This window comes from Caulobacter sp. GW821-FHT12F03 (assembly GCF_058806855.1).
In genome coordinates this window covers 443,782-470,727 of sequence record NZ_JBXAQC010000003.1, presented here as the reverse complement: position 1 = coordinate 470,727, position 26,946 = coordinate 443,782, and the positions used below count along the sequence as shown (strand labels likewise).

At 70.5% G+C, this 26,946-nt stretch carries 27 protein-coding genes, 1 tRNA gene and 1 pseudogene; 15 read left to right on the top strand and 14 right to left on the bottom strand.

Annotation, left to right across the window (positions count from 1 at the left end; genetic code table 11):
• The first annotated feature begins 23 nt into the window (after positions 1 to 23).
• On the top strand, positions 24 to 515 hold the full coding sequence (locus AC1RN0_RS10945; RefSeq protein ID WP_492787467.1) for a CC0125/CC1285 family lipoprotein: 492 nt from the start codon (positions 24 to 26) through the stop codon (positions 513 to 515).
• On the opposite strand, the gene AC1RN0_RS10940 is transcribed toward AC1RN0_RS10945, so the two are convergent.
• Positions 512 to 1,738 carry a hypothetical protein gene (locus tag AC1RN0_RS10940; protein ID WP_492787466.1) on the bottom strand — a complete coding sequence of 409 codons (1,227 nt, stop codon included), beginning with the start codon at positions 1,736 to 1,738 and terminating at the stop codon, positions 512 to 514. The genes AC1RN0_RS10945 and AC1RN0_RS10940 overlap by 4 nt on opposite strands.
• A 159-nt stretch (positions 1,739 to 1,897) precedes the next feature.
• On the opposite strand from AC1RN0_RS10940, the gene crcB reads away from it, so the two are divergent.
• From crcB to AC1RN0_RS10925, 3 genes and pseudogenes are all read left to right on the top strand, one after another.
• Entirely contained in the window at positions 1,898 to 2,284 is a 387-nt protein-coding gene (gene crcB, locus AC1RN0_RS10935) for a fluoride efflux transporter CrcB (RefSeq protein ID WP_492787465.1), read from the top strand.
• Positions 2,281 to 3,267, top strand: a pseudogene (locus AC1RN0_RS10930) (RluA family pseudouridine synthase); the annotation flags it as partial. The gene crcB and the pseudogene AC1RN0_RS10930, both read left to right, overlap by 4 nt.
• A gap of 107 nt (positions 3,268 to 3,374) precedes the next feature.
• Positions 3,375 to 4,871: a putative 2OG-Fe(II) oxygenase gene (locus AC1RN0_RS10925; protein ID WP_492787464.1), complete on the top strand. Its 1,497-nt coding sequence runs from the start codon at positions 3,375 to 3,377 to the stop codon at positions 4,869 to 4,871.
• A 143-nt stretch (positions 4,872 to 5,014) separates the two neighbouring features.
• Here AC1RN0_RS10925 and AC1RN0_RS10920 read toward each other — a convergent pair whose 3' ends face one another.
• Entirely contained in the window at positions 5,015 to 6,256 is a 1,242-nt protein-coding gene (locus AC1RN0_RS10920; protein ID WP_492787463.1) for a DUF1501 domain-containing protein, read from the bottom strand.
• On the bottom strand, positions 6,253 to 7,656 hold the full coding sequence (locus tag AC1RN0_RS10915; RefSeq protein WP_492787462.1) for a DUF1800 domain-containing protein: 1,404 nt from the start codon (positions 7,654 to 7,656) through the stop codon (positions 6,253 to 6,255). The genes AC1RN0_RS10920 and AC1RN0_RS10915 overlap by 4 nt, the downstream gene beginning before the upstream one ends.
• A gap of 87 nt (positions 7,657 to 7,743) precedes the next feature.
• On the opposite strand from AC1RN0_RS10915, the gene AC1RN0_RS10910 reads away from it, so the two are divergent.
• Together AC1RN0_RS10910 and AC1RN0_RS10905 are read left to right on the top strand one after the other, a co-directional pair.
• Entirely contained in the window at positions 7,744 to 8,466 is a 723-nt protein-coding gene (locus AC1RN0_RS10910) for an ATP12 family chaperone protein (RefSeq protein WP_492787461.1), read from the top strand.
• Positions 8,467 to 8,687: 221 nt separating this feature from the next.
• The gene (locus AC1RN0_RS10905) at positions 8,688 to 10,220 is read left to right on the top strand and encodes an acyl-CoA carboxylase subunit beta (protein WP_492787460.1); all 1,533 of its coding nucleotides are present in this window, start codon (positions 8,688 to 8,690) and stop codon (positions 10,218 to 10,220) included.
• A 257-nt stretch (positions 10,221 to 10,477) separates the two neighbouring features.
• On the opposite strand, the gene AC1RN0_RS10900 is transcribed toward AC1RN0_RS10905, so the two are convergent.
• The 3 genes from AC1RN0_RS10900 to AC1RN0_RS10890 form a co-directional block, all read right to left on the bottom strand.
• Positions 10,478 to 11,032: a hypothetical protein gene (locus AC1RN0_RS10900; RefSeq protein WP_492787459.1), complete on the bottom strand. Its 555-nt coding sequence runs from the start codon at positions 11,030 to 11,032 to the stop codon at positions 10,478 to 10,480.
• Positions 11,029 to 11,613 carry a hypothetical protein gene (locus tag AC1RN0_RS10895; RefSeq protein ID WP_492787458.1) on the bottom strand — a complete coding sequence of 195 codons (585 nt, stop codon included), beginning with the start codon at positions 11,611 to 11,613 and terminating at the stop codon, positions 11,029 to 11,031. The genes AC1RN0_RS10900 and AC1RN0_RS10895 overlap by 4 nt, the downstream gene beginning before the upstream one ends.
• A gap of 65 nt (positions 11,614 to 11,678) precedes the next feature.
• Complete coding sequence (locus AC1RN0_RS10890) at positions 11,679 to 11,987, bottom strand: FliM/FliN family flagellar motor switch protein (RefSeq protein ID WP_492787457.1); 309 nt, start codon at positions 11,985 to 11,987, stop codon at positions 11,679 to 11,681.
• On the opposite strand from AC1RN0_RS10890, the gene lipB reads away from it, so the two are divergent.
• Complete coding sequence (lipB, locus tag AC1RN0_RS10885) at positions 11,986 to 12,720, top strand: lipoyl(octanoyl) transferase LipB (protein ID WP_492787456.1); 735 nt, start codon at positions 11,986 to 11,988, stop codon at positions 12,718 to 12,720. The genes AC1RN0_RS10890 and lipB overlap by 2 nt on opposite strands.
• A gap of 35 nt (positions 12,721 to 12,755) precedes the next feature.
• On the opposite strand, the gene AC1RN0_RS10880 is transcribed toward lipB, so the two are convergent.
• The 3 genes from AC1RN0_RS10880 to AC1RN0_RS10870 are packed head-to-tail and all read right to left on the bottom strand — an operon-like array spanning position 12,756 to position 14,019.
• Positions 12,756 to 13,121: a hypothetical protein gene (locus tag AC1RN0_RS10880; protein WP_492787455.1), complete on the bottom strand. Its 366-nt coding sequence runs from the start codon at positions 13,119 to 13,121 to the stop codon at positions 12,756 to 12,758.
• Between the two features lie 11 nt (positions 13,122 to 13,132).
• A complete protein-coding gene (locus tag AC1RN0_RS10875; protein ID WP_492787454.1) occupies positions 13,133 to 13,537 on the bottom strand; it encodes a DUF805 domain-containing protein in 405 nt (134 codons plus the stop codon).
• Between the two features lie 44 nt (positions 13,538 to 13,581).
• A complete protein-coding gene (locus tag AC1RN0_RS10870; RefSeq protein ID WP_492787453.1) occupies positions 13,582 to 14,019 on the bottom strand; it encodes a DUF805 domain-containing protein in 438 nt (145 codons plus the stop codon).
• A 185-nt stretch (positions 14,020 to 14,204) separates the two neighbouring features.
• Between AC1RN0_RS10870 and AC1RN0_RS10865 the strand changes: the two genes are divergently transcribed.
• Positions 14,205 to 16,316: a TonB-dependent receptor domain-containing protein gene (locus tag AC1RN0_RS10865; RefSeq protein ID WP_492787452.1), complete on the top strand. Its 2,112-nt coding sequence runs from the start codon at positions 14,205 to 14,207 to the stop codon at positions 16,314 to 16,316.
• Positions 16,317 to 16,341: 25 nt separating this feature from the next.
• On the opposite strand, the gene AC1RN0_RS10860 is transcribed toward AC1RN0_RS10865, so the two are convergent.
• The 4 genes from AC1RN0_RS10860 to AC1RN0_RS10845 all read right to left on the bottom strand — a co-directional run bounded on the left by AC1RN0_RS10860 (position 16,342) and on the right by AC1RN0_RS10845 (position 20,206).
• Complete coding sequence (locus AC1RN0_RS10860) at positions 16,342 to 16,833, bottom strand: DUF805 domain-containing protein (protein ID WP_492787451.1); 492 nt, start codon at positions 16,831 to 16,833, stop codon at positions 16,342 to 16,344.
• On the bottom strand, positions 16,830 to 17,345 hold the full coding sequence (locus tag AC1RN0_RS10855; protein WP_492787450.1) for a DUF805 domain-containing protein: 516 nt from the start codon (positions 17,343 to 17,345) through the stop codon (positions 16,830 to 16,832). The genes AC1RN0_RS10860 and AC1RN0_RS10855 overlap by 4 nt, the downstream gene beginning before the upstream one ends.
• 42 nt (positions 17,346 to 17,387) lie before the next feature.
• Entirely contained in the window at positions 17,388 to 19,364 is a 1,977-nt protein-coding gene (locus AC1RN0_RS10850) for an acetyl-CoA carboxylase biotin carboxylase subunit (protein WP_492787449.1), read from the bottom strand.
• A gap of 113 nt (positions 19,365 to 19,477) precedes the next feature.
• Entirely contained in the window at positions 19,478 to 20,206 is a 729-nt protein-coding gene (locus AC1RN0_RS10845; RefSeq protein ID WP_492787448.1) for an SDR family NAD(P)-dependent oxidoreductase, read from the bottom strand.
• Positions 20,207 to 20,258: 52 nt separating this feature from the next.
• Between AC1RN0_RS10845 and msrB the strand changes: the two genes are divergently transcribed.
• From msrB to AC1RN0_RS10810, 7 genes are all read left to right on the top strand, one after another.
• Complete coding sequence (msrB, locus tag AC1RN0_RS10840; RefSeq protein WP_492787447.1) at positions 20,259 to 20,732, top strand: peptide-methionine (R)-S-oxide reductase MsrB; 474 nt, start codon at positions 20,259 to 20,261, stop codon at positions 20,730 to 20,732.
• A 52-nt stretch (positions 20,733 to 20,784) separates the two neighbouring features.
• A tRNA-Leu gene (locus AC1RN0_RS10835) sits at positions 20,785 to 20,871 on the top strand.
• A 158-nt stretch (positions 20,872 to 21,029) separates the two neighbouring features.
• The gene (mgtE, locus tag AC1RN0_RS10830; RefSeq protein WP_492787446.1) at positions 21,030 to 22,502 is read left to right on the top strand and encodes a magnesium transporter; all 1,473 of its coding nucleotides are present in this window, start codon (positions 21,030 to 21,032) and stop codon (positions 22,500 to 22,502) included.
• A 188-nt stretch (positions 22,503 to 22,690) separates the two neighbouring features.
• Positions 22,691 to 24,136 (top strand): lysozyme, encoded by a 1,446-nt coding sequence (locus AC1RN0_RS10825; protein ID WP_492787445.1) that lies wholly within the window; start codon positions 22,691 to 22,693, stop codon positions 24,134 to 24,136.
• Positions 24,137 to 24,291: 155 nt separating this feature from the next.
• Positions 24,292 to 25,455, top strand: a complete 1,164-nt coding sequence (locus tag AC1RN0_RS10820) for an isovaleryl-CoA dehydrogenase (RefSeq protein ID WP_492787444.1) — start codon at positions 24,292 to 24,294, stop codon at positions 25,453 to 25,455.
• On the top strand, positions 25,452 to 25,865 hold the full coding sequence (locus AC1RN0_RS10815; RefSeq protein WP_492787443.1) for a DUF3574 domain-containing protein: 414 nt from the start codon (positions 25,452 to 25,454) through the stop codon (positions 25,863 to 25,865). Before AC1RN0_RS10820 ends, AC1RN0_RS10815 begins: the two co-directional genes overlap by 4 nt.
• Positions 25,866 to 25,925: 60 nt before the next feature.
• A complete protein-coding gene (locus AC1RN0_RS10810; RefSeq protein ID WP_492787442.1) occupies positions 25,926 to 26,108 on the top strand; it encodes a DUF3008 family protein in 183 nt (60 codons plus the stop codon).
• A 293-nt stretch (positions 26,109 to 26,401) separates the two neighbouring features.
• Here the strand turns inward: AC1RN0_RS10810 and AC1RN0_RS10805 are convergent, their stop codons facing one another.
• The gene (locus AC1RN0_RS10805; RefSeq protein WP_492787441.1) at positions 26,402 to 26,863 is read right to left on the bottom strand and encodes a DUF3617 domain-containing protein; all 462 of its coding nucleotides are present in this window, start codon (positions 26,861 to 26,863) and stop codon (positions 26,402 to 26,404) included.
• Between the last annotated feature and the right edge of the window lie 83 nt (positions 26,864 to 26,946).

Sequence of the window (26,946 nt, the reverse complement as noted above, 5' to 3'; positions counted from 1 at the left end):
CCCGGTCCGAGGAGGCCACGACCATGAAGCCCTGTCTGATCGCCATCACCGCCGCCCTGGCGCTCGGCGCCTGCGCCACGCCGACCGTCTATGCGCCGGCCACGGACGCCGCCCGCGTCGGCTTCAGCGACTATCGCATCGAGGCGGGCCGCTACCGCGTCACCTTCACCGGCGGCGGCGGCGCGCCGATCGCCCAGGTGGCCGACTACGCCCTGCTGCGCGCGGCCGAGCTGGCCCTGCGCGACGGTTATGACTGGTTCCGGGTCGTCGACCGCGTCGACCAGCGCGCCGGCGGCGGCGGGGGCTCGACCCTGTCCCTCGGCACGGGCTCGTTCAGCGGCGGGCGGCGCTCGTCCGTCGGCGTGGGGCTCGGCACGACCATCGATCTGGGCGGCGGGCCGGCCTGGAGCCGGACCATCGAGGTGCTGGCCGGCAAGGGCGAGCCGCCCCGCGAGCGGGATGTCTACGACGCGCGCGCCGTGATCCGCGACATCGGGCCCCGCGCGGGCCGCTAGGCCGCCGGCTGCTGCTCCAGCGTCATCGAGGCCACGCGCAGCGAGGCATGGGTCAGGCCGGCCGTCTCGGCCACGGCGAAGAAGCCGTCGGACGGCAGGCCCTGGACCGTCAGCGCTGGCGCGAGGCCGCGTCCCTGGCGGCCGAATTCGAGGATCTGGCTGGCGACGCGGCTGTCCGGTCCGGGCAGGTCGGCGGCGTCCAGCGTCACCCCCAGCAGGCGCACGCCGGCCAGCGGAGCCATGGCGGCCTTGCCCGGCTGGACCCGGGCGAACACGCCGCGGCAGACGCTCTTGAGCAGCCCCACCACCTCGATCAGCCGGGCCAGCGGCGCGCCGCGGTCGATATCGACCAGCTCCAGCATCATGCTGGCCTTGACCCGTCCGGCGGCGACGCCGGCGCAGTTGATCAGCATCGCCCGGCCCTTGCGGGTGGCCATGCTGCGGAACGACACCGGCACGATCAGCGCCGGCTGGTTGCGGCCGTCGACGCGCGGCAGGAACAGGGCGGCGAAGTCGAGCGTCGCCTGGTCTATCTTCAGCAGGTCATCGTCCGACAGCCGGACGAAGGCGCGCGCGGGGATGACGCGGCCCGTGGTCGTCTCGGTCACCGTCGGCTCGATGCGCAGCGCGGCGGTCATGGCGTGCTTGAGGCTGCGCACGTCCTCGATGGCGAAGTCGATGCGCAGGGCCAGGCCCGTCGCGGCCTGGAAGCTGAACGGATTGCGCTTGCGCATCTCCTCGGGATCGACCTCGGGACGCTCGACCGGCGCATGCTCGACGGGCTCGCGGGCCCGGGTCTGCAGGATGAACACCGGATCGAGCGGGGCGCAGGACACCTCGCCGTCCGACAGCGAGGTCACCGCCCGCACCGACATGTCGCGCGGCTCGGCGGCGCCCAGGAAGTGCATCAGCACCTCCTCCAGCACCTTCAGGGCCACGGCCTGGGCCGCGACGCCTTCCTCGCTGGTCATGGCGATGAGGTAGTCGGTTTCCCCGACCCGCTGGGCCAGGTCCTGGTAGGTCAGGTGCTCGGCCAGCTTGCGTTCGACATAGGCCCAGACATCCGGCCGCTTGCGGGCCCAGCGGTCGCCGCTCCGATCCCGGATGGCCGCCAGGCTGATGATGTTGACCGCGCCGCGACCCATCAGGTCGTGGCCGCCGAAACGTTCCAGCATCGCCGCGACATCCGCGGCGTTCAGGCGATCAACGGGGGCAGTACTCATGAGCCTTCGCGCATCGTGCGTCAGTGTCCCCCACAATGGGCCGCTTCGCTTAACGTGACGTTGCGGTGAACCGCCCGGTCGCGCGCCAAAGCCCGGCCGGATCGTTCTGCGAACCTTGCGATGTTCGACAGGGGAACGCTCCCGTCGCATAAGAGGTCCATGGACAAGCTCTTCCTCGTCGCCGTCGGCGGCGCAACCGGCGCCGTGATGCGCTACCTGACCGGCGTGGGCATGACCCGCGCCCTCGGGACGGGCTGGCCGTACGGCACCCTGACGGTCAACGTCGTCGGCGGTCTGGCCATGGGCCTGCTCGCCGGGGTGCTGGCGCAGCGGGGCGGGGCCGACCAGGAGCGCTGGCGCGTCCTGCTCGGCGTCGGCGTGCTCGGCGGCTTCACCACCTTTTCGGCCTTCTCCCTGGAGGTCGCCCTGATGATCGAGCGACGCCAGACGCCCCAGGCGTTCGGCTACGCGACCCTGTCGGTCGTGCTGTCCGTCGCCGCCCTGTTCGCCGGCCTGATGCTGGCGCGAAAGCTGACCGCCGCATGACCGCCCGTGAAGTGAAGACCCTGTTCGTCGATCCCGCCGAGGCCGGCGAGGACGGCGTGCGCCTGGACCGCTGGTTCCGCCGCCGCTGGCCGCACCTGACCCAGGTGCAGATCCAGCGGATGGCCCGCTCGGGCCAGATCCGCGTCGACGGCTCGCGCGCCAAGGCCGACACCCGGCTGCAGGCCGGCTCGCAGGTCCGCGTGCCGCCGCTGCCCGATGCGCCCGAGGCGGGCGAACGCTTCGCCCTGTCCGACCGCGACGCCAAGTTCGCCCGCTCGCTGGTGCTCTACGAGGACGAGGAGGTGCTGGTGCTCAACAAGCCGGCCGGCCTCGCCGTCCAGGGCGGCACCAAGACCAGCCAGCACGTCGACCGCCTGCTGTCGGCCTGGGGGGAGGGGCTTGAACGCCCGCGTCTGGTCCACCGGCTCGACCGCGACACCTCCGGCGTGCTGGTGCTGGGCAAGACGCCCGCCGCCGCCGCCCGCCTGTCCGGCGCCTTCGCCCGCCACAAGGCGCAGAAGACCTACTGGGCGCTGGTCGTCGGCACGCCGCATCCGACCGAGGGCATCATCGACGTGCCTCTGGCCAAGAAGGGCATCAACGACCGCGAGATGGTCGTTCCGGTCGACCCCAAGGATCCCAAGGCCGAGGCCGCCGAGACCGAGTTCGTCACCATCAGCCGCGCCGGGCCGCGCGTCTCCTGGATGGCCCTGCGTCCGCACACCGGCCGCACGCACCAGCTGCGCGCCCACATGAAGGCCATCGGCCACCCGATCCTCGGCGACCCCAAGTACGGCGACGAGAAGAGCAACGCCCTGTCCGCCGGCCTGCAGCTCCAGCTGCACGCCCGCCGGCTGGTGATCCCGCATCCCTCGCAGGGCCTGCTGGCCATCGAGGCGCCGCTGAGCAAGGAGATGAAGGAGGGCTTCGCCCGCTTCGGCTTCGACGAGCATGAGGCCGACCCCGAGCCCTTCGCCCGCAAGGTCAGCCCGGTCGCCAGGAGCGGCGCCGTGAAGAGCAGCGGCGGCGCCAGGAGCGGCGCCAGGAGCAGCGGCGGCAAGCTCGGCGGCGGCAAGGGCGGCAAGACACGATGAGCGACGCGCTGGAGGTCGCCCGCACCGCGCGGGCGCTGACCGGCGCGGGACGGCCGGCCGAGGCGCTGGTCCTGACGACTCCGCTGGCGGCGCTGACGGACGCGCCGACGGCCCTGCTGTCGGCCCACGCGGCGGCGCTGAACGCGGTCGGGCGGGGCGCCGACGCCCTGCCGGTCTATCGCCGGGTGACCGAGCTGACGCCGGACGACCGCATCGGCTGGTACAACTACGCCGCCACCCTCGGCGACCTTGGCCGCGCGGCCGACGCCGAGGCGGCCATGGCCGAGGCCACGCGCCGGGGCCTCGACCGGCCGGAGGTCGATCTGGTGCTGGCCCGGGCCATGACCCTGCTTCAGCGGTTCGACGAGGCCGAGGACCGCTTCGGCCGCGTGCTGGCCCGCGAGCCCCTGAATCCGGCCGCCCACCGCGACCTGGCCCAGCTGGTCTGGATGCGCACCGGCGATGTCGGCCGGGCGCTGGCGCGGCTCGACGCGGCCCTGGCCGGGGCGCCGGGCGATGTCGCCCTGACCCGCACCCGGGCCACGGTGCTGCAGTTCGCCGGCGACCTGCCGGCGGCCATCGCCACCCTGGAAGCGGCCGCCGCCCGCCAGCCCCATCCCGCCCTTCGGCTCGACCTGGCCGCCCTGCGCATCGACGCCGGGCAGGGCGCGGAGGCTCTGGCCATCGCCCGCGCGCTGGCCGCCGACGTCCCGGGCCTGCGCCCGGCGCTGGAGGTCCTCGGCCAGGCCTGTCTGGCGGCGGGCGAGGCGGCCGAGGCCGGACGCATCGCCGACCAGCTGCTGGTCGGGGCGCCGTACGACCAGATGGCCCTGATGCTGCGCGCGACGGCCTGGCGGCTGCAGGGCGATCCGCGCGCCGACAGCCTGATCGCGCCCGATCGCTTCGTCCGCGCCCACCATCTGCCGACGCCGGACGGCTGGGCCAGCCGCGAGGCGTTCCTCGCCGACCTGCGCCGCTCGGCCCACGCGCTGCACGGCCTGACGGCCCATCCGCTGCAGCAGTCGCTGCGCGGCGGCAGCCAGGCTCAGGGCGTGCTGGCCTCGGAGGATCCGGTGATCCAGGCCTTCTTCCGCTCGGTCGACCGGGTGATCGCCGACCATGTCGCCTGGCTGGGGGAGGGCGACGATCCGGTCCGCGCCCGCATCACCGGCCGCCATCGCATCAAGGGCGCCTGGTCGGTCCGCCTGCGGCCCAACGGCTACCACGTGAACCACATCCACCCGGAGGGCTGGCTGTCGTCGGCCTTCTACGTCGAGACGCCGACCACCGCGGTCGACGCCGGCGACCGGCAGGGCTGGCTGGCCTTCAACAAGCCGGGTTTCGCCACGATCCCGGCCCTTGAAGCCGACCACGCCGTGCGGCCAGAGCCCGGCCTGCTGGCCCTGTTCCCGTCCTACATGTGGCACGGCACCCAGGCCTTCACGACCGACGAGACCCGCATGACCATCGCGTTCGATATCGTGCCGGCGTAGCGGAAGGGACTAGGGACTAGGGACTAGGGACTAGGGGTTAGTGATGCGGTGCTGTCGCGGCATCCGCGCTCTACTAGTCCCTAACCCCTAACCCCTAACCCCTAACCCCTAACCCCTAACCCCTAACCCCTAACCCCTAACCCCTAAACCACCCCCGCCACCGCCCGCACCCCGGCGCTGTCCGGGAACACCGTGCTGTCCAGCGCCGCGCGATCGACGCCGAGATGGTCGGCCAGCACGCCCTTGAACAGGCCGCGCATGTCCAGCGTCGGGCGGGTGTCGCGGTTCTCGAACAGGGCCTCGGCCCGCAGGGTCGGCCAGTCGCCGATGATCCCGCCGGGCTTCAGCGCCCCGCCCAGCACCAGCGCGGACGAGCCGGTGCCGTGATCGGTGCCGCCGGTGCCGTTGACCCGCGCCGTCCGGCCGAACTCGGTGGCTACAACGACCACGGTGTCGCGCCAGGCCTCGCCGAGACCCTCGTTGAGGCCGCCGATCAGCGCGTCGAGGTACGACAGCCGGGTGGCCAGCTGACCCTCGGCCGCGCCCTGGTTGGCGTGGGTGTCCCAGCCGTCGACGCTGATGGCCACCACCTGCGGGCCGTTCGGCTGGGTCATGAAGCCGGCGACGGTCTTGCCGAGGCTTCGGGCCGTGGCCTGGCCCTGACGCACGAAGCCGGTCACGCCGCCCTGACCGGGCGCCATCATGCCGGCCGCGCCGTCTTCGATGCCGTCCCGGGTCGCCGTCGCCGCCATGGCCTCGGTCTCCAGCCCGCTGGCGAGCGCCGGGGCGAGCAGGGCGTCGCCCGCGTACAGGTCCGCCAGGATGCCGGGCAGACGGGGGCTGCCCTGACCGACGGGGCCGGGCGACCAGGAGGCGGTGGGCGCCGGCCCGCGCAGGATCAGCGGCGCGGTGGCCCCGACCGACAGGGCCGCGATCCTCCGCCCGCCGGCCGCCTGGAGGGCGCGGTTGAGGAAGCCGGACGCCGCGCCGTAGACCACCGTCCCGCCGCTCTCCAGCACGTCCTGCGCCTCGAAGTGGGAGCGGGCCCGGTCGGGGCTGGCGATGGACGGGGCGATGCGCGCCTGGCCCTTCAGCGCCAGCGCGTGCACCGACGCCAGCGCGGGATGCAGCCCGAAGGTGTCGTCCAGCTTCAGCGCCGCTCCGGACGGGATGGCGATCCGGCCGCGCAGGCCTGCGTAGTCGGGATCGCCGACCGGCGGCGAAACCGACAATCCGTCCATGCCGCCGCGGGCGACGATGGTGATCAGTTTCTTCCGGCCGACGGCCTCATCGGCGAAGGCGGCCCGGCCGATGAAGCTGACGCCGAGGCCGAGACCGCCGGCGGCGGCGAGGATCGAACGGCGCGTGGGGGCGGAACGGGTCATCGGCGCTGGAACTCCGGACTCATCAGCAGGATCGACAGGGCTTCCTGGCGCGACTCGGCGCGGGCCACGGCCTTGCGGACGGGCTCGCCGAGCCGCGCGCCGAGGGCCCCGGCGGCGATGGCGTTGGGATCGAGGTCGGCGGCGACGATGGCCGAGAAGCCCTCGGACCAGGTCATCCGCTTGATGATCGCGTCCGGCGCGGCCCAGGGGGCGGCCTCGTCCGGCCAGCCCTTGGGCGAGGGCGGCGAGAATACCTGCTGGCCCATGGCCTTCAGCGGCGGCGCGAGGTGCTCGATGGCCGCCGGCTGGCCGCCGATGGCCCGCCAGCTGGAGATCAGGAATTCGTAGGGCGTCTTGAACTTGCGCGGGGTCGGATCCCAGGCCTCGGGCGCACTGATCAGCGCCTCGGCGACCCGGGCCAGATGCCCGCCGGACGCGGTCCAGGCCGCTTCCAGCCGCGCCACGAGGGCCGGCGCCGGGTCATCGGCGACGAAATGCCGGGCGATCTTGGTGCAGACGTGGCGGGCGGTGGCCGGATGCCCGGCCAGGTCCCTCAGCACCGTCCCGGCCTGCTCGAGGCCGCCGGGCCGATAGGTCCTGCCCATGATGGTCCGGGCGCCCGGCTCGTGGGCGTTGACCCGGAACAGGAAGGCGCCCTGTCGCCCCGGCGCCTCGCGCAGCCCGCCGACGCTCCAGCCGGTCAGGGCCCGGGCGAATTCTGTCACGTCCGCCTGGCTGTAACCGCCGTTCACCCCGACGGTGTGCAGTTCGAGGATTTCGCGGGCGAGGTTCTCGTTGATCCCGCCGCGCACCCTGGCCATCGGTCGCCGCTTCAGGACCTGGCCCGCCGGGCTGTCGGGCCCGATTGACTGGGCCTGGTCGAGATACAGCAACATCGCCTGGTGCGCCGTCGAGGCGACCAGCAGGTCCTCGAACCGGCCGAACACATGCGGCCGGATGGCTTCCTGCTCGAACGGCCCGACCAGCGTCGCCGTCATCAGCTTGACCGCCGAGACGGTGAAATGGTTGGCCCAGAACAGCGTCCAGCGCTCGCGGAAGCCCGCCGGCGTGGTCGCTGCCAGCCGCGCGCGGGCCAGGAAGTCGACGGCGGTGTCGTCGCGCAGCATGCGCGCGGCGATCTGCACCGGGTCGCGGGTCGCCGGCCCATCGCCGCCGCGGCGGGCCGCCGCGCGGTCCTGCCGGTAGGCGTTGAACGCCTGCAGCCGGGTCACGGCCGTCTCGGGGTCGGCCTGGGGCTGGTCGGCGCCCTCGGCCGGGCGGATCTGGCTGTGAAGCCAGCCGGCCGGGTCGGACGCCACGGCCGCCAGTTCGCCCGGCCGCGCCCCCAGACCGAAGCGGGTCACCGCGATCGCGGACATCATCTCTCTGGAAACGGCCAAGCGCTTCGCCTCCTTGCACTGACGGGGCGGTTCGTTCACTTGCACGACCGGACGCGGCGCTTCCGTCGCGCGATCGGGAGCATGACCGTGACGGGCAAGGGAGACGGGGTCCAGCATCCGCGCCGGTTCTATCGCGCGGTGACGACCGGGCCGGTGGGCGAGGGCCATGCCGTGCTGCTGGACGGGCGTACGCCCAGGGCCCCGGGCGGCGCGCCGCTGGTGCTGCCGACCGCGGCGCTGGCCGAGCTGCTGGGCGCCGAATGGGACGCCCAGGACCCGCACATCGTCATGACCTCCATGCCCGGCGTGCGGCTGGCCTTCACGGCGCTGGAAAAGATCAACGCCGCCCGCGAAGCCGTGGCCGACGAGATCGCCCGCTACGCCGGCTCGGACCTGCTCTGCTACCGCGCCGAGGGGCCGCGCGAGCTGATCGCGCAACAGGCCGCCGCCTGGGATCCGCTGCTCGACTGGGCCCGGACGGAGCTCGGCGTGGCGCTGGAGCCGACCACGGGCGTCATCCACCGCCAGCAGCCGGCCGACTCGCTGGCGCGGGTGAAGGCCCTGGCCCTGGCCTGCGACGATTTCGCCCTGACGGCCCTGGCCCATGCGGCCGGCCTGCTCGGCTCGGCGGTGCTGGCGCTGGCCCTGCAGCGCGGCCGACTGACGGGCGAAGAGGCCCACGACCTCGCCCGCCTCGACGAGGCCTTCCAGGAACGCCTCTGGGGCGTCGACGCCGAGGCGGCGATCCGCACCGAAGGCCGCCTGGCCGAAGCGGTGCTGCTGGAGCGCTGGTTCAGGGCGCTTTCCTGAACCCTCTCCCAGCGGGAGAGGGAGGGGCCCGCCGCGCTGCGGCGGGAGGGTGAGGGCTTACGTTACGTCCCGCGAAACCTGACCCTCCGTAAGCCCTCAACCTCCCGCGCGCCAAGGCGCGCGGGCCCCTCCTTCTCCCTCCGGGAGAAGGGTTTTCCGCACTTGTCACGCCCGCGTCGCGGCTTTAACCCGGTCCCGTTCGATGCAAGGGGAATGACGGCGTGCAGCACATCCTGGAAGAACTCGAAAAGCGGCGCGATCAGGCGCGGGCCGGCGGCGGCGAAAAGCGCGTGGCCAGCCAGCACGCCAAGGGCAAGCTGACCGCCCGCGAGCGCATCGACCTGCTGCTCGACGAGAACAGCTTCGAGGAGTTCGACATGTTCGTCGAACACCGCAGCCACGACTTCGGCATGCAGGACCAGCGCGTTCCCGGCGACGGCGTGGTCACCGGCTGGGGCACGATCAACGGCAAGGTGGTCTACGTTTTCTCCAAGGATTTCACCGTTTTCGGCGGCTCTCTTAGCGGCGCGCACGCGCAGAAGATCGTCAAGGTCCAGCGCCAGGCCATGAAGGTCGGCGCGCCGATCATCGGCCTGTTCGACGCGGGCGGCGCCCGCATCCAGGAAGGCGTCGACAGCCTCGCCGGCTACGCCGACATCTTCCTCGAAAACGTGCTGGCCTCGGGCGTGGTGCCGCAGATCAGCGTGATCATGGGCCCCTGCGCCGGCGGCGACGTCTATTCGCCGGCCATGACCGACTTCATCTTCATGGTGAAGGACACCTCCTACATGTTCGTCACCGGCCCGGACGTGGTCAAAACGGTGACTAACGAGATCGTCACGGCCGAGGAACTGGGCGGCGCCCGGGTCCACGCGGCCAAGTCCGGCGTCGCCGAGGGCGCGTTCGACAACGATCTGGAAGCGATGACCCAGGTCCGCCGGCTGGTCGACTTCCTCCCGTCGTCGAACCGCGCGAAGGCCGAACCGCGCGAAAGCTTCGACGAGCCGTTCCGCGACGAGATGAGCCTGGACACCCTGATCCCGGCCAACCCGAACAAGCCCTACGACATGAAGGAGCTGATCCTCAAGATTGTCGATGAAGCCGATTTCTTTGAAATTTCAAGCGATTGGGCCAAGAACATCATCTGTGGCTTCGCCCGCATGGACGGCGAGTCGGTGGGCATCGTCGCCAACCAGCCGCAGGTGCTGGCCGGGGTTCTGGACATCGATTCCAGCCGCAAGGCCGCGCGCTTCGTGCGCTTCTGCGACGCGTTCAACATCCCGATCATCACCCTGGTCGACGTGCCGGGCTTCATGCCGGGCACCAAGCAGGAGTACGGCGGCCTGATCAAGCACGGCGCCAAGCTGCTGTTCGCCTACGCCGAGGCCACCGTGCCGAAGGTCACCGTCATCACCCGCAAGGCCTACGGCGGCGCCTATGACGTGATGAGCTCCAAGCACCTGCGTGGCGACGTCAACTACGCCTGGCCGACCGCCGAGATCGCGGTCATGGGCGCCAAGGGGGCGGTGGAGATCATCTTCCGCGCCGAGATGAACGATCCCGAAGCCCTGGCCGCCCGCGAAGCCGAATACAAGGACCGCTTCGCCAACCCGTTCGTCGCCGCCAGCCGCGGCTACATCGACGACGTGATCAAGCCCCACGGCACCCGCCGCCGCATCGTCCGGGCCCTGCGCAGCCTCAAGGGCAAGCAGCTGAGCAACCCCTGGAAGAAGCACGACAACATCCCGCTCTGAATCGTGCCTCTCCCGCGAGGGAGAGGGGGACCCTGCGGAGCAGGGTGGAGAGTGAAGCGCCGGCGAGCGGGATGAACGCGCTGATATCCGGCGTCGCAGGAAAGGCTGGAGGCGCTCGACCGCACGCGCCGGAAGGTCCGCGCCGGGCCGAGACCATGAGGTCCCCGGCCCGAAAAAAACGGCGCGCATCGAGGGATGCACGCCATTCTCGCTGGTGAAGGCGGCCGCGCCTGGGCGCGTCGGAGGCCGGTCGGCCCTTACTTGCCGCCCTTGCCGATCTTCGCCTTGGACTTGGTGAACCGGGCCTCATCGGCCGGCACGAGGCGGAACCCGCTGGTGACCACGCCCATGCGGAACGTCATCTCGACGTAGTAGGTTTCGCCGGGCTCGACATCCATCCGGATCCGGTCGTCAGCGTAGTTCACGGCCATCGGGCCGGTGACGTTGAAACTGTGCACGCCCGGCTCGATCTCCGCGACGAACGCGCCGCCGTTGGGCAGACCGCCCAGGTGCGGGGCGTCCTTGGCCACCTTCCCGTCATCCCCGGTTTCGACGACGTAGTAGGTGTAGACCGCGCCAGGCAGGCGGCCCGGCCGGAAGAAGATGATCTTGCCCTTCTCCGCGGGGACGGCGGCGGGGGTGGGCGTCGCGGCGACTTCAGGAACCGGCGCGGTTTCGGGCGTGGGCGGCGGCGCGGTCGTCTCGGCCGGGGCGGCGTCGGGCGTCGGCGCCGGGGCGTCCTGGGTGAAGGCGGCCGGGCCGAACGCCAGCGACAGGGCCATGCCCGCCGCGAGGATGACAAACTTCTTCATTTCACTTCTCCCCCGGACACACCGGTCACGTTGACTTGCAGTTCGACGTCTTCGGCCAGTCGGGCTGTAGCCCGCGTTCCGGCCGGCAGGATGATGTCTCCGCCCCGGACAAACACGGTGGCCAGGCCCACATACGGAACCAGCATCATACCGGTCGCCAGATCGACCCGGCTCTTGCCGGTGGTGATCAGCGCCATGCCGCGAATGCGCACCCGCGCGCCGCCCAGGTCGAGAAACCGGGCGGAAATGTTCAGCTTGCCTTGCTTGCCGTTGATGCCGGCCTTGGCCACGTCGATCACCTCGCCCTGGCCGGTCGCGCCGGCGGGCGCGACGACGGCGCCGTCAACGCTGATCGGCTCGGCGAGGCGGATGGCGAAGCGGTCGGAGAGCTGGCTGGTTGCGGAACTCAGGCCATCGACGAGTTCGATCTCGATCTGGGTTCCGGCGGGGATGTGAATGGTCCCGGGGGCCGCCACGGCGGCCACGGCTGGCGGCGGCGTCGCCTCGCTGACGGGAGAGGGCTCGGCCGGCTCGGCGAGCAGCAGCAGGCTCAAGCCCAGAAAGGCCGAAAATGGCAACATGAACATCCCCCCCAGTTCGGGGAGTAGCACGCGAGGTCCTGACCGCCAAGGTTGCGGTCTGCGGACTACGCCGCGCCGCCGGCCATGAAGTCGTAGACGTCGGCGGCGCGGGTCACGGCGATGCTGATCTTGTCGTCGTTGATCTGGATCTCGCCGCGCGCGACCGGGTGGTTGTTGGCCAGGATCCACACCTCGTCGGTGGCCTTGGCGTCGAGCGGAATCACGGCTCCGCGGCCCATCCGCAGCAGCTGCGACATGGGCAGGGTGGACCGTCCCAGGACGACCGAAATCTCGACGTTGACCGACTTGACCTGACTCACGAAACGCTTGGCCCCTCGCGCAATGAGCGCCGACACGCCACATTGGGCCGTCATGCTTGATCAGCCGTTAAATCCCGCCGCCCCGGACGTCGATGCCGCGTTTCTTTTCGGCCGGGCCGACGGTTTGCCGGCCGGATGGGCCGTGTCGCGGTCGCCCGTGCCCTATCCGCAGGCCGTGGCGGCCATGGAGGCCCGCGCCGAGGCCATCGCGAAGGGCGAGGCGGGCGAGCTCGTCTGGCTGCTGGAACATCCGCCACTCTACACCGCCGGCGTCTCGGCCAGGGCGGCCGACCTGATCATGCCGGACCGCTTCCCGGTGTTCGAGAGCGGGCGAGGGGGCCAGTACACCTACCACGGCCCCGGCCAGCGGGTGGCCTACGTCATGCTCGACCTCGGCAAGCGCAGGAAGGACGTGCGGGCCTTCGTCGCGGCGCTGGAAGCCTGGGTCATCGAGGCGCTGGCCGCCTTCAACCTCGAGGGCCAGATCCGCGAGGGCCGGGTCGGCGTCTGGGTCGAGCGCAAGGGGCCCGGCTGGTCGCGCGAGGACAAGATCGCCGCCATCGGCGTCAAGCTGCGCCGCTGGGTCAGCTTTCACGGCGTCAGCCTCAACGTCGAGCCGGACCTCGACCACTTCGGCGGCATTGTCCCCTGCGGCGTGACCGAGCACGGCGTCACCAGCCTCGTCGACCAGGGCCTGCCGGTCACCATGGACGAGGCCGACGCGGCCCTGAAGGCGGCGTTCCGGCGGGTGTTCGGGGAAACGGTCGACGTATCGACGCCGCTTTAGGGACCCGGCGCGGCGCCGGGTCCCGGGGAAGGCCGTCAGCCCTTCTGGCAGGCCTTCCACGCCTGGTAGTCGGCGCGCTCGGTGGAACGCTTGAGGCTGGGGTTGCCCCAGACGAACTCGGAATAGCCGTTCTGCGGCGACTCGTTGATCCACACCTCGCCGGTGACCTTGGTCCATGTGAAGGCGATGTCGTCGCTGCCGGCGCTGGGGCTGACCATGGCGCAGACGTCGCCGGCCGGCGACACCTTGATCTTGCGGAAGCTGGCCGACTTGTCGCTCTTCAGCATGGCCTTGACGGCGTCGATGCCGCCCTGGGCCTCGGGCGGGATCGGCTGGCCGGCCAGGGCGGGCGAAGCGGCGGCGAGGGCGAGGACGAGCGAGAGGGCGAGACCGGCGCGCATGCGGGCGTTTCCTAGACGGTGACGGGTTTGACGGGGTTGGGGCCGTAGCGGTTGGCCCCCTGTTCGCCGGGCATGGCGCCCAGCTCGACGGCGGCCCACAGGATGATGATGGTGAACACGAAGTCGATGAAGTTGAACGGCTGCGACCAGACGGCGATCAGGGCGAGGATGACGATGGCGGCCAGCCAGCCGGACCGGCCCCGGTCGTGCAGCCGCTTGGACAGCACGCAGGCGGCGCTGAACAGCAGGCCCGGATAGACGAACCAGCCGGTCAGCCAGTGCAGCGCGGACACCACCGACGCCTCGTAGATCACCGCCAGCACGGTCAGGGCCGCCACGGCGATCAGGAACGGCGTGCGCCCCACGCGGCCGGTGGAGGAGAAGAACAGCTCCACCCAGTCAATCTGGCCGCCCATGGGATCGCTCGCTCCGACTCTCGAACAGGGTCTTCAGTCCCTATCTAGGCGAGAGCGGCGCGCGGCGAAAGGCTTGCCGCCCAGCGACCCGACAGGTCATCGGCGCCGGCGCGGACGCCATGGCGATTCGGACCGGGCGTGCCGGGCCCGGTGATCAGGCTGAGCACCAGCCACAGCTGGCCCAGCAGCGGCGGCATGACGAACAGCAGCATCCAGCCGGAGCGGTCGCGGTCGTGGCAGCGCTTCACCGCGCAGGCCAGGGCGATGATCACGGCGTTGCACAGCAGCACCGAGGCCAGGCTGGCCACCAGCCCGCGGCTCAGCCCGGTCACCCGGGCCATCGGCTCGTCGCCGGCGCCGCTCAGCACGATCAGCAGGAAGATGGCGACATAGCTGCCGGTGAACAGGGCGATCTGGCTGAGCGCATAGTCGAGCCGGCCCATCCGTCCCCTGAAGCTGTAGATGTCCAGAACAGCACGCACGGCGGTTCCTCCCGGGCCCGCGAGGTTAACGCGCTCGACCGCGATTGGTTCTCGCCGTAGATCACCCGCGGCCACGGACTTGCCACCATGGGGCGAGAGGTTGCCGGCGTCTTCGGGGCGATGGTCACCCGGGGCGCGGGGAACGCCCCGTATGAGGTCGGGTGTAGTTGGGGGGAGTGACGGGGGTGGTCTCTACAGGTCTGTTCGCCGCCCTGGCTGCGGCCGGGTCCGGCGTGGCCGCCGATCCCGCGCCGCCGCCCGCCACGCCGCCCGCGACCCCGCCGCCGGCCCGGAGTCCGCCCGCGGACGAGAAGGCCGTCTCCGAGGTCGTGGTGGTCGCCGAGCGACCGGCGGTGGTCAACAGGATCGACCGGCAGGTCTACGACGTGCGCAAGGATCCTGAGGCCCAGACGGCGTCGGTCACCGACATCCTGGGCAAGATTCCGTCCGTCACCACCTTGCCCAACGGTACGATCCTGCTGCTCGGGCAATCGGGCGTCACCGTTCTGGTCGACGGCAAGCCGGGCAACCTGCGCGGCCTGCGCGGCGGCGACATCGACCGTGTCGAGGTGATGACCAACCCCTCGGCCCAGTACGGCCCGCAGGGCGCGGCCGGGATCATCAACATCATCACCCGGAAGGACCGCCGCCAGGGCCTGACCGGCACGGCCACCGCGGGCGTCGACAGCCAGGGCGGCGCCTTCGTCAACGCCGGTCCCACCTGGGTGCGCGGCCGGTGGACGGTCGGCGGCTCGCTGGGGGTCAGCCTCCAGGACAACGACAGCGAATCCGACGTGCGTCGGCGCCAGTCCGACGGGCTGGGCGGGACGCTCAACGTCCGTGAGGCCGGGCGGTACACCTACCGCACCGAAAGCCTGCAGGGCGGCTTCAAGCTGGCCTACCGGCGCAACGACCGCCAGCGCTTCTATCTCAACGCCCAGGCCTTCCAGGCGCCGGGCGACAGCCGGGGACGCCTTCGCGCCACCGCGGACTCCGCCGGCTTCGCGCCCTACACCGAGATCAGCGACGGTCCCGTGCGCTACCGCAGCCTCGACGTCGACGCCGGCTATGACTGGACCGGCCCCAGGGAAGGCGAGACCTTCTCGTTGTCGCTGTCGGTCAATCCGTCGTCGAACCACTACGGCGGCGACACCGAGGACCGCTTCGACGATCCCACGCTTCCCGCCCGCCGGTACCGAGACACCACGGCCCTCGACGATCTCGATGTGGAGCTGAAGGCCGACTACAGCCGCCCGCTCAGCGGCTCTCGCATCCTGGCCCTGGGCTCCGCCTGGACCCGCGCCGACAAGACCCTGGCGATGCTGTTCAAGAACCTCGTCGGCCCCGACCCGGTGCGCGATCTCGACCAGTCGATCCACGGGGTCCGGGACATCTGGTCAGGCTACGCCACCTATCAGTTTCCCGCCGGCCGCTGGACCGTCATGCCGGGCCTGCGTGTCGAGTCCGAGACCTTCGATGTGCGATCGGCCGGCGCGACCGGCGGCTCGCGCGACGTTTACGCCTATCCGAGCCTGCACATCACGCGCGACCTTGGCCCGGACCTCAAACTCGGCCTCAGCTACAGCCGGCGCATCGAGCGGCCGGGGCTCGCGGAGCTGGATCCGGCCATCCACTTCAGCGGCGTGGACACGGCCTGGCGCGGCAATCCGCAGCTCGACCCAGTCTCGGTGGATGCTTACGAGGCGCGCCTCGACTACACGACCGGCGGCTTCAATGCCGGCCTGACCTTCTACGACCGGGAATCCTCCGGAACCTGGTCGAGCTATTCGACCGTCACCCCCGCCGGCGTACGGCTGTCGACGATGATCAACGCCGGGCAGAGCGCCAATCGCGGCGCCGAACTGGCCCTGCGCGGCAAGGTCGCCGTCAACTGGCAGTACGCGGTGACGACCAACCTGTTCTGGCGCGAGCAACAGGTGCTGGTCGGCGGCGCGCCGCGCACGGACAGCCGGTTCAGCTACACCGGCAACGCCCAGATCACCTGGCGGGAGACGCCGGCCACGCCGGACAGCGGCGACCAGGTCCAGCTCAGCCTGCGCTACCAGGGCCCCACCGCCACCTACCAGGGCGAGGCCGACGGCTTCCTCCGCGCCGACGTGACGCTGAAGCGGCCCTTCACGAAGAAGATCACCGGCGTCCTGACCCTCTCCGACATCCTCGACAGCAGCGAACGCCGTACCCGGCTGACGACGCCCGCCTACGACCAGGAAACCACCTTCCGCGGCGCCGGCCCGATGGCGCGGGTCTCGCTGACCTACCGACTGGGCGGGCCGTAGACGGGACCTGCCGGGAGAGGCTGCGCTAGGCGCGAACGTCCCCGGCCGGCCGGTCGGCGTCGGTCGGCTCCGGCCCGTAGGCGTTGTCGCCCGGCGCGCTGGGGATAAGGCCCAGCCCGAAGAGTGTCAGCCCGAGCCAGCCCGCCACGAGACCCGGCAGCATTCCTCCGATCCCGGCTGGCAGGTCCTGCAGCGTCCAGGGAGGGATCAGGCCGATGACCGTCGCCAGTCCCAGCGCGATGGCGGCGGAACGGCCATCGGAGCCTCTGTCATGGGCGCGGCGGACGAACAGGGCCAGCAGCGGCCACACCAGGATCGTGTCCGAGGCGGCCATCGCGGGCCAGGCCGTCCAGCGCCAGCGCTCGGGCGGCAGGTCGAGCGCCCGGTGAGCGCCCGCCGCCGCCAGCAGCACGGCGATCTTGGCCAGGGCGATGACGCAGACGACCGTCCAGAATTCGGGCCGGGCCGCCCGGCCGCTGAACGACAGCGCCCTGTGAATGTCGTGGCGCCGGATCACGGCGTCACGGGGACGGCGCCGAGTTCCTTGGGCGAGGGGCCGAAGCGGTTCGGGCCGGGCGTTCCGTCACGAAACGCCAGGTCGAAGAGGACCCACAGGATGGCCCCGATGATGAGCGCGAAGATCGGTAGGGTTATGAAGCCGGGGGCCGCGTCGTCCAGCCAGTCGACGTAGGGCGCGGGTATTCGGGGAAACAGCAGGCCGAAAGCGTTCACGGCCAGGACGGGCCAGCCGGACCGTCCGAGGTCATGCAGGCGCTTCACGCCCAGCGCGAGCACCGGCCAGAGGAACAGGATGTCGAGGCCAGCGCGGACGGCCTTGGGAAGATAACTCTCGGCGCCGATCACGTAGGAGGTCATGCGGGACGCGGCCAGAAGACCGCCCGGGTCGATCGCGCAATTGATCGAGAAGGCGACGGCGATCTTGGTCACGATCAGGCTCAGCGACCAGACCCACCAGTCCTGTCGCCGCATTCGGCCCGTGAAGCTGAACAGCGTCTCGATGGTCGACACAGGACCGACTCCCCTCCACAACCGGAAGGAAGTCTGCACGGATCAGCCGAACTCGACCAGCACCTCGTCGGCCGCGACGCTGTCGCCGCCCTTGGCCGAGACGGTCTTCACCACGCCCTCGCGTTCGGCGCGGATGATGTTCTGCATCTTCATCGCCTCGATGACGCAGACGACCTCGCCCTCGCGCACGGTCTGGCCGACCTCGACGTCCATGCTGACGACCAGGCCGGGCATCGGCGAGATGATCATCTTGCTGGTGTCGGCGGCCTGCTTCTCGGGCAGCTTCTCGTGCAGCTCGGCCGAGCGCGGGCTCAGCACCAGCACCTTGGCCTTGGCGGCCCGGTGGCGGATGACGAAGCCCTCGGCGGCGGGCGCGACGTTGACGGTGAAGGCCTTGCCGTTGAGCACGCCGCGCAGCAGCGCCTTGCCCGGCCGCCAGTTGACGCCTTCCAGCGTCAGGGTGCGGTCCTCGCCCTCGAGATAGAGGCTGGTCACGCCGTCCGTCTCGTCGACGTCGACGCGGCGCTTGGCGTGGCCGACCAGCACGACCCAGTCGCGGCGGTCGGAGCCGCCGGCCCGGCGCGTGACCATCCTGTGCATGGCCATGCCGGCGGCGGTGAGGATGTCGATCTGCGCCGGCGTCGGCGTGGTGCCGGTGAAGCCGTCGGGGAATTCGTCGACGATGTAGCTGGTCGACAGCTTGCCGGAGCGGAACCGCTCCTGGTCCATCACGGCGGCGAGGAACGGGATGTTGTGGCCCAGGCCCTCGATGTGGAAGTCTTCCAGCGCCCGGCCCATGCCGGCGACGGCGGCCAGGCGCGTCGGCGCCCAGCTGCACAGCTTGGAGATCATCGGGTCGTAGAACATCGAGATCTCGTCGCCCTCGCGGACGCCGGCGTCGTTGCGCACGACGTAGCCGTCATGCTGGCCCTCGACGGGCGGGTCGTAGCGCACGAGGCGGCCGATGCTCGGCAGGAACTTGCGGTAGGGGTCCTCGGCGTAGATCCGGCTCTCGATGGCCCAGCCGTTGATCTTCAGGTCCGACTGGCCGAAGGCCATGACCTCGCCGGCGGCGCTGCGCAGCATCTGCTCGACCAGGTCCAGGCCGGTGATCAGCTCGGTGACCGGGTGTTCGACCTGCAGGCGGGTGTTCATCTCCAGGAAGTAGAAGCTCTTGTCCTGGCCGGCGACGAACTCGACGGTGCCGGCGCTGTCGTAGCCCACGGCCTTGGCCAGGGCGACGGCCTGGGCGCCCATGGCGGCGCGGGTGGCCTCGTCGAGCAGCGGGGAGGGGGCCTCCTCGATGACCTTCTGGTTGCGGCGCTGGATCGAGCATTCGCGCTCGAACAGGTGCACCACGTTGCCGTGCTTGTCGCCCAGCACCTGGATCTCGATGTGGCGCGGGCTGGTGATGAACTTCTCGATGAAGATGCGGTCGTCGCCGAAGCTCGACTTGGCTTCCGAGCGCACGGCCGGGAAGCCTTCCTCGACGTCCTGGCGGGTGTGGGCGACGCGGATGCCCTTGCCGCCGCCACCGGCCGAGGCCTTGATCATCACCGGATAGCCGATCTCCTCGGAGATACGGATGGCGTGGGCGGTGTCGTCGATCTCGCCGATGTGGCCCGGCACGCAGCTGACGCCGGCCTTTTCGGCGAACTTCTTGGACTCGATCTTGTCGCCCATGGCGCTGATCGCGCCGGGGTTGGGACCGATGAACACGATGCCCTCGTCGGCGCAGCGCTGGGCGAAGCCGGCGTTCTCCGACAGGAAGCCGAAGCCCGGGTGCACGGCCTGGGCGCCGGTCTGCAGGCAGGCGGCGATGATCTTGTCCTGCACCAGATAGGACTCGGACGCCGGGGCCGGACCGATGAACACGGTCTCGTCGGCCATCTCGACGGCGAGGCTGTCGGCGTCGGCTTCGGAGTAGACGACGACCGTCTTGATCCCCATCCGACGGCAGGTCTTGATGACCCGGACCGCGATTTCACCGCGGTTGGCGATCAGAATTTTCGAGAACATCGGCCTGGCCACGCCCCTTACGCACGATTTTGCCGCGTCGGGTTAGCCCGCACGGGGCGGCTTTGCAACGGCGCCGCAACGTCGCCCTGCGCGCTTGTCCGTTCACGAGGCGGTCAGGCGGGGATCCTCGACCCGTCCCAGGCGAACACCCCGCCGCTGTCGGCCGGGGTCAGGCCGTCCAGCACCCGCAGCAGATGCGCGGCGCTGACCGCGGGGCTGAACAGCCGTTCGGCGGGCACGCCGGCCTGGAACGGCCGGCTGAGGCCGGTATCGACCGTCCCCGGATGAAGGCCGACGCACAGGGCCCGCGGCCGCGTGCGCGCCAGCTCGATGGCCATGGTCGCGATCAGCATGTTCAGCGCCGCCTTGGACGCCCGGTAGCCGTGCCAGCCGCCCAGCCGGTTGTCGGCGATGCTGCCGACCCGGGCCGACAGGGCGGCGAACACGGCGCGATCCTCCCGCGGGAAGCGGGGCAGGGCGTGTTTGGCCACCAGCGCCGGACCGATCGCGTTGACGGCGAACAGTTGCGCCATCGCCGCCGGGTCCAGCGCCCGGAGCGCCTTTTCCGGGCTGACGCCGGGACCGTGCAGCAGGCCGCTGGCGACGATTACCAGCCGGGGCGCGGCGACCGGCCTGGCCATCGCCGCGGCGACGGAGGCCTCATCGGTCAGGTCGACGGCCGAGGGGATAGCGCCGTCCGGCGCGGCTGTTCCGCCCCGGCTCATGGCGTGAACCTCTACGAATCGCCCGCTCTCTACGATCGCCCGGGCCATGGCCGCGCCCAGGCCGCCAGAGGCGCCGACGATGATCGCCGCCCCGGCAGCGTCTGTTAAATCGGTCATGTCGTCGCGGGCTCGTCTTTCCGGAAGGCGTGTCCGGCCCTACATTGGTCGAATGACCGACAAGACAACCTCCGCCTCGGGTTTCGACCTGACGCCGCCCACCGACGCCGAACGCGAGCGCCTCGAGGCCGACCTGACGCCCGAAGAGGCCGAGGTCCTGCTGCATCACGGCACGGAGGCCCCGTTCTGCGGCGGCCTGCTCGGCGAGAAACGCCCCGGGGCCTACTGCTGCCGGGAGTGCGGCCTGCCGCTGTTCCGCTTCGAGACCAAGTTCGAGAGCGGCACGGGCTGGCCCAGCTTCTATGCGCCCTACGATCCCGACCACGTCGCCGAGGTGCGCGACACCAGCTACGGCATGGTCCGTATCGAGACGCTGTGCGCCCGGTGCGGCAGCCATCAGGGCCACGTCTTCCCCGACGGCCCGCCGCCGACGCGCCTGCGTTACTGCATCAACTCGATCTCGCTGACCTTCGTCGGCGACGGCGAACCGCTGCCCGATCCGCTCGGCAGGGGCGATCGGTTCTAATCAGGACTTCCCATACGGTTCGGCTTTTGCTACCCCCCGCGCCTCACCACGGGCGGTCGTGGCGGAATTGGTAGACGCGCAGCGTTGAGGTCGCTGTTCCCTAACCGGAGTGGAAGTTCGAGTCTTCTCGACCGCACCATCCTCCTTCGCTCCTTCGGAGCTCTGGGGGATACCTTGGTGGAACACGCCTCTTGGCCGGGTTTTTCGCGGGATCGCCCCGCGAACCCTTGGCGAAGCAGGGTGAATCAGAGGCAAGAAGCACTGCAGGATTGATTTCTTCGTTCAGGAGGCCCCGACATGACCCGGGATAAAGCCGACCTGCTCGAGGAGAATAACCTCTCGATCCCTGCAGGCCCCCTGAACACCGCCCCGCCCGAAGATCTCGAGGATCTCGCGCTCGGCGACGACTACGCCCTCAATCCCGCCTACGTCGACATGGTCATCGACGCCGCCGACCGCGGCGACGCCGAGCGGCTGCGCGAACTTGTCGGGGCGCTGCGTTCCGAGGACGTGGCCGACCTGATGGGCTTCCTCAACGCGGACTACCGCGAGGAGATCATTCCCTGCCTCGACTCCGAGACCCTCGCCGAGGTGCTGTCCGAGCTGGACGACAACCTGCGCGAGGAGGTGCTCGAGACCGTCCACCCGACGGCGCTGGCGCGGGCCCTCGAGGAACTTGATTCGGACGACGCCGCCGACGTCATCGACGACCTGGAGGGCGAGAAGCGCGCCCAGGTGCTGGCCGAGATGGACGAGACCGACCGCGCGGCGGTCGAGGCCTCGCTGGCTTACGAGGACGAGACCGCCGGCCGCCTGATGCAGCGCGAGGTGCTGGCCGCGCCGCAGTTCTGGACCGTCGGCCAGACCATCGACCACGTCCGCCAGGCCGGCGACGAGCTGCCCGAGCTGTTCTTCGACATCTACATCGTCGATCCGGCCTACCGCCCGATCGGCGCGGCGCCGATCAGCCAGCTGCTGCGGGCCCGGCGCGAGACCACCCTGGCCGAGATCATGGAGCCGGTGACCGAGATCACCGTCGACATGGACCAGGAAGAGGTCGCTTACATCTTCGACAAGTATCACCTGATCAGCGCGCCGGTGATCGACCCGGGCGGCCGGCTGGTCGGCCAGATCACCGTCGACGACATCATCGGCGTCATCCAGGAGGAGTCCGAGGAGGACATCCTGGCCCTCGCCGGCGTGTCCGACGCCGGTCGCGACGCCGGCATCATCGACATTGTCCGCGCCCGTCTGCCGTGGCTGATGCTCAACCTGTTCACCGCCACCCTGGCGGTCAGCGGCGTGGCCCTGTTCCAGGCCCAGATCGCCAAGGTCGTGGCCCTGGCGGTGCTGATGCCGATCGTCTCCTCGCTGGGCGGCAACGCCGGGACCCAGACCCTGGCCGTCGCGGTGCGCGCCCTGGCCAGCCGCGAGCTGAGCGCCGCCAACGCCCAGCGCATCGTGCTGCGCGAGCTGGCGGTGGGCCTGACCAACGGGCTTAGCCTGGCGGCCGTGATGGGCGTGGCCGTGTTCAGCGTCTACCAGCTGCTCGACCACGACACGGCGACCAACAGCCGGCTGGCGATCACCGTCGCCCTGGCCCTGGTGGTCAACATCTTCACGGCGGCGCTTGGCGGGATCTTTGCACCGCTGCTGCTCGAGCGGATGGGGCGTGACCCGGCGGTGTCGTCCTCGATTTTCGTGACGTTCCTCACCGATTTCACCGGCTTCTTCGCCGTTCTGCTGATCGCCTCCCTTCTCTTCGCCTGAACCGGCGTCCAGGGTGGGAGCGATCCCGGCCGGCCACGCTCGTGACCGAATCCGGGGCTAGCCGTCACGCCCATGGCGCGGCGGCTCCAATTCTCCTCTCAGGCGTTCTTCGCGGCCAACCGGCATCCCTTTTGCGGGAGTGAGGTGGAACGCAGCCGTGACTGTCTCATTTCGGATCAAGAAGGCCGATGAAACCCCGCCACCAGGTCTCCCGCGCCGCCATCGAACTGATCAAGACGTTCGAGGGTTATCGCCAGAAAGCGGCCCAGCTCCCCGACGGGCGCTGGACGATCGGCTACGGCCACACCCTGACCGCCCGCCAGGGCGCCGAGGTGTCCGAGTCGGACGCCGAGGCCCTGCTGATGTACGACCTGATCGCGGTGGCGCACGCAGTCAACGAGTACAGCTACACGCCGCTGACCCAGAACCAGTTCGATTCCCTGTGCTGCTTCGCCTTCAACATCGGGGTGGACAACTTCCGCCGCTCGTCGGTGCTGCGCCGGGTCAATGAAGGCCAGATGCTGCAGGCCGCCTGCGCCATGGAGATGTGGCGCAAGGCCGACTTCGAGGGCGAACGGATCGTCATCGACGCCCTGGTCCGTCGCCGCGCGGCCGAAAAGACGCTGTTCCTGACCCCGGCCAATGGCTGGATTCCGGCCCCGTCGCCGGTGCTGGCCCCCAAGGTCGACTACGACGCGGTCAATTCCGTGCCGCGCCAGGCGCCGACGGCGGTCAAGGCCTCGCTGACCGGCGACCGCACCAGCGTGACCCGCGATGACACGCCCGCGCCGCGGCCCGAGCCGCGGCCGGACGCGCCCCTGGCCAGCGAAATCGCCGCGGCCGGCGTCGGCGCCCGGCTGGAGCAGCTTCTGCCCGAAACGGAAGCCGCTCCGGTCGAGCCGGCCGTCGAGCCCGCGCCGACCATGACCGTGGTCGAGCTGGCGCCCGAGCCGCAGCCCGAGCCCGAGCCCGAGCCGGAACCCGCGCCGGCGGTGGAGACGGCGGCCGAGGTGTCGCCCGCGCCCGAACCCGAGCCGTTCCCGGCCTGGCAGACGCAGGACAGCTATCCGCAGCCCGAGCCGATCGTGCTCGGCGCCAACGCGGCCTACGCCACGCCCGATCCGGCCTTCGCCCTGACGCCGGCGCCGGAAATCTCGATCGACCGTGCGCCGGACGACGCCCTGCGGGCCGAGCTGCCCGAGCCGGTCGCCGAGGCGGGCCCGGGCCTGTTCGATGTCGCCCCGTCCAACTTCGTGCTCGAAGGCGCGCCGAGCCGGCCGCTGGTCAACGAGGACTATGTCCGCCGTCTGGTCCGCGAGGACGAGATGGCCGAGCTGGGCTTTGATCCCACCTTCGCCGACGCGGACCTGGAGCCGGTGCGCATCAACGGCCTGCCGCTGCTGGCGGCCGGAATCGGCGGCCTGGCCCTGATGGCCGGCGGCATCGCCGTGGGCTTCTCCGCCGGCGCCGGCGACGGCCTGCTCAGCGTCAGCAACCTGGGCTGGCTGGTGGCCGTGGGGGGCGCGAGCCTGACCGGCGTGTCGGTCTGGGTGGCCCTGAACAAATTCCTCGGCGCGCCGGTGGACGACGAGGACGAGGAAGTGACCGAGGCGGAGTCGGAGCCTCAGGCGTAACCCGCGTAGCGTAGGGGGTATGTGCGTACAGTAAGGGGATAGCGTTGGCGCCTCGCGGGCTTGCTCGCGGGGCGTCGTGCGTTGGGGACACGTACCTGCGGTGCATGTCCCCGTTCAAACGTGGCGCCCCGGCGTCATCGTGCTATTTCCCGGCCATGACCCAAACCGGACCCGCCATGGATTTCGGCCTCGGCGAAACCGCCGACGCCATCCGCGAAACCACCGCGCGCTTCGCCGCTGACCGCATCGCGCCGATCGCCGCCGCCGTCGACCGTGACAACGCCTTTCCCCGTGAGCTCTGGCCGCAGATGGGCGAACTCGGCCTGCACGGCATCACCGTCGAGGAAGAGTTCGGCGGCCTCGGCCTCGGCTACCTCGAACATGTCGTGGCGATGGAGGAGATCTCCCGCGCCAGCGCCTCGGTCGGCCTCAGCTACGGCGCCCACTCCAACCTCTGCGTCAACCAGATCCGCCGCTGGGCCACGCCCGAGCAGAAGCGGCGCTACCTGCCGAAACTGATCAGCGGCGAGCATGTCGGCGCCCTGGCCATGAGCGAGGCCGGCTCGGGCTCGGACGTGGTCTCGATGAAGCTGCGCGCCGACCGCAGGGGCGACCGCTTCGTGCTCAACGGCACGAAGTTCTGGATCACCAACGCGCCGCACGCCGACACCCTGGTGGTCTACGCCAAGTCGGCGCCGGAGGAGGGCAGCCGCGGCATCACCGCCTTCCTGATCGAGAAGGGCATGAAGGGCTTCAGTGTCAGCAAGAAGCTCGACAAGATGGGCATGCGCGGGTCCGACACGGCCGAGCTGGTGTTCGAGGACTGCGAGGTCCCCGAAGAGAACATCATGGGCCCGTTCAACGGCGGCGTCGGGGTGCTGATGAGCGGCCTCGACTACGAGCGCGCCGTCCTGGCCGCCGGGCCGCTTGGCATCATGCAGGCCTGCCTCGACGTGGTCCTTCCCTACGTCCGCGACCGCAAGCAGTTCGGCAAGGCCATCGGCAGCTTCCAGCTGATGCAGGGCAAGGTGGCCGACATGTATGTCGCGCTTAACTCGGCCCGCGCCTACGTCTACGCCGTGGCGCGCGCCTGCGACGCCGGCAAGACCACCCGCTTCGACGCCGCCGGCGCGATTCTGATGGCCAGCGAGAACGCCGTGAAGGTCGCCAACGAGGCCGTCCAGGCCCTCGGCGGCGCGGGCTACACCCGCGAATGGCCGGTCGAGCGCTACGTCCGCGACGCCAAGCTCTACGACATCGGCGCGGGGACCAACGAGATCCGCCGCTTCCTGATCGGGCGGGAGCTGGTCGGGGGGTGAGGGCGCTCGCGGGCCTGATCGCCGCCGTGGCGCTGACGGGCTGCGTCAGCGTCGATGTGGACGCGCCCCCGACCTGCCGGGGCGGCCTCAGGCCCGCGACCACGGCCGAACTGGTCTTCGGCCGCAACATCGGCGACGCGCCCGGCGTCAGCGACGCCGACTGGAGGGCCTTCGTCGATCAGGAGGTCACGCCGCGCTTTCCCGACGGCCTGACCGTGCTGGACGCCGCCGGCCAGTGGCGCGGTGCGGGCGAGGGGATCACCCGCGAGGCTTCCAAGGTGTTGCTGCTGGTGCTCGCCGGCGCGCCGGGCGAGCACGACAAGGTCGAGGCGATCCGCTCCGCCTACCAGGCGCGCTTTCGCCAGGAATCGGTCCTGCTGATCGAACGGCCGGCCTGCGTCGGCTTTTAGGAACGCGGCCGGCGCTGCTTCGTTGTGCCCTTCGTCGGGGGCCTGTGAAGGAGTGAGACCATGCCCGCCAAGTCCGCCGCCCAGCAGAAGGCCGCCGGCGCCGCCCTGTCCGCCAAGCGCGGCGACACCCCGAAATCGAAGCTCAAGGGCGCCAGCAAGTCGATGATGTCGATGAGCGAAAAGGAGCTCGAGGACTTCGCCCACACCAAACGCAAGGGCAAGCCTGAGCACGTGAAGGGCTAGGGCCGACGGGGACACACACTGAAGTGCATGTCTCCGTAGCTCCCGAACATGCGAAAGGCCGCCGGGGCGCCCCGGCGGCCTTTCCATCGTCATGCCGCGGTTACGGCGAAACGCTTAGGCGCTGATCAGGCGCTGACCTCCGTCGAGACGGATTTCAGGGTCACGCACTGCGACCGCGGGTTCATACGATGAGACACCGGATCACCTCCTTTCAGCTGTTGAAACAGGACCTCCACTATGTGGGGCAGAATCGGCCGCCGCCAACCCTCCGCACGCGGTACGCGACAAATTGACTAGCTCTTGATCTTCTGCGGCTTGCCCAGGCAGGTGTCGCCCAGTCGCCTGGCGTTGGTCGTGGCGGTGGCCGACAGCGGCACTCCGGCGACCTTGCCCGACAGATTGGCGCTCAGGGTGAAGGCCGTTTGCGAATAGGTGCCGCGCGCGGTGACGTTGACGGTCCGCCCGCGTTTGTCGACGCAGGTGCCCTTGAAATACATCTTGCCGTCGGCGACCCGCTTTTCCGGATAGGTGCAGGTGTAGTGGTGGTTGATCCGGCCAGACAGCACCTTGTCGACGTCGGCCGGCGTGATGCAGCGGCGTTCGACCTCGGTGTTGCTGATGATCAGATTGAGCGTGTTGGTGCTTTCCCACCAGCCGGGCTGGATGGCGCTGGCGCCGGCGCCCTCGCGCGCCATGGCGGGCGCGGCGGCGAGGCCGAGGAGGCCGATCACGGCGAAAAGTCGGGTCGTCTTCATGGGTCCAGTCTCAAGGCGATGCGTGGCGACTTTCTGACCTAACCCGAATGAACGGGCGATGACCACCACGTGCAACCGGTGTA